Origin of the sequence: Thioclava sp. UBA3469, from assembly GCF_002378135.1 — a bacterium.
Lineage (GTDB): Bacteria > Pseudomonadota > Alphaproteobacteria > Rhodobacterales > Rhodobacteraceae > Thioclava > Thioclava sediminum.
On record NZ_DFRG01000213.1, the window covers coordinates 4,584 to 6,498 of the forward strand.

Below are 1,915 nucleotides of genomic sequence, written 5' to 3' on the forward strand. Positions count from 1 at the left end.
CCCGGTGGTGGGCTCGTCGAGGATCAGAAGGTCGGGATCGTGGATCAGCGCCGAACAGAGCGAAAGCTTCTGCTTCATCCCGCCCGACAGCTTGCCCGCAGGCCGGTCCGGAAACGGCGCGAGCCCGGTCGCCTCAAGCAGCATCTCGATGCGCTCGGCCCGTTCACCCGCCTTCTGGCCGAAGAGCCGGCCGAAGAAATCCAGATTCTCGCGCACGCTGAGGCTGGGATAAAGATTGCGCCCCAGCCCCTGCGGCATGTAGGCGATCCGCGCCCCGAGCGCACCGCGCGCGCGGGCCGAGCCCATGTCATGGCCCAGCACGCTGACCCGGCCGCTCTGCAGCCGGCGCACCCCGGCGACAAGGCCCAGCAGGGTGGACTTGCCCACCCCGTCAGGGCCGATCAGCCCCACCATGCGACCTGCGGGAATGTCGAGTGTGACATCCTCCAGCGCCAGGGTCGCGCCATAGCGATGCGTCAGTTTCTCGAGCCGGGCGACGGGGTCCATCGCCGATCACCCGGGCAGCTTGACCGTCAGGTTGGCAGGCCACGGTGTGTCCGGCCGGGTGCGCACATAACCGATGCCCCGCACCCCCGACTTGATCTGTTTCTCGAACTTCTCGAGCAATGCACGCGGCACCGAGAGCTTGACCCGGAACACCAGCTCCTCGCGCTGCTCCTGGGTCTCGACGCTCTTGGGCGTGAACTGCGACTGAGGCGAGATGAAGGTGATGCGCGCGGGGATCACGTAATCGGGGATCGGGTCGAGGATCAGCCGCGCTTCGTCGCCGACGGTGAGCGTGCCCACCACCTTGGCCGGCAGATAGATGTTCATGTAGACGTTCGAGAGATTCAGCATGGTGACGATCGGCGTGCCGGCGGCGACCACCTCGCCCGGTTCGTGCAGCTTGTAGAGCACGCGGCCACGGATCGGCGCCTTGATCGTCAGATCGTCCAGCGCGATCTGCACCTGCTGCTGGTCGGCCTCGGCCGCCGCGATCAGCGCGCTCGCGTCGCTGATCTGCGCCTTGGCCATCGCCACCGAGGCCTTGGCGCTGTTGAGCGCATTGGTCGCGTCATCGAGCGCGCTTTGCGGCGCGGTGCCGCTATCGCGCAGCTTTACGGTGCGCTCATAGGTGGTCTGGGCGACCGAAAGCCCGCTTTCGGCCTGCATCAGCGCGGCCTCGGCCACCGCCTTGGCCGCCCGCGCCCGCAGCACCGCCGCCTTGGCCGCGTTGAGCTTGGCGTCAGCCTCGGCAGTGCCGAGCTGGGCCACCACCTGGCCCGCGGTCAAGAGCTCCCCCTCCTCGGCCGGAACACTGTCGATCCGGCCGGCATATTTGGTCGCGACATCGACGGTCTGCACCTCGATCCGGCCGTTGGAGCTGTAGATCCCGCTATTGTCCTTAGCGAGACCGAGCCGGGTCAGCAGCTCGTCGAACTTGCCTTGCGCTTGGACGGCGGGCGCCTGCCCGACGACAGCCGCCATTAGGGCAAGCGCCAGGAGCGGACGGAAGAACGGACGACTGGCGCGGTGCATGGACGAAACCCTTTCCTGACTTCGGCACACTTCCCGCCGCGAAACGCACCTCTGGCACGCGCGGCATTCGGAGTTCCCCACCAATATACCGCCAGTTTTCGGGCAGGATAAAGGCGGGCGCAGCGCACCTTCGGGTTGACTTTGCGGAAGAGCCCCAGGTTTTTCGAGAAGATTTTCCACACGCCCTAACCGACATTCCCCAAGTGGCCTACGTAATGACGTCATGCTCGCCTGATGATGCCAGCCGATCAAGCGTTTTCCTTCCCGGGTGGTGCGTCTGACCGTGGAAACGTCTGGAAATCGGCGAGGCAAGCCGCCCTCCATCGTCCTGCATGGCCCTGCGGCGGGGTTTTTCAGCGCGGCGGACGAACCTGCC

At 66.3% G+C, this 1,915-nt stretch carries 2 protein-coding genes; both read right to left on the bottom strand.

Going from position 1 to position 1,915, the window contains the following annotated elements; translation table 11 throughout:
• A partial coding sequence (locus B3D39_RS15835; protein ID WP_286789864.1) for an ATP-binding cassette domain-containing protein occupies nucleotides 1-507 on the bottom strand: 507 nt, incomplete at its 3' end.
• A gap of 6 nt (nucleotides 508-513) precedes the next feature.
• Entirely contained in the window at nucleotides 514-1,620 is a 1,107-nt protein-coding gene (locus B3D39_RS15840) for an HlyD family secretion protein (protein ID WP_286789865.1), read from the bottom strand.
• Nucleotides 1,621-1,915: the final 295 nt, after the last annotated feature.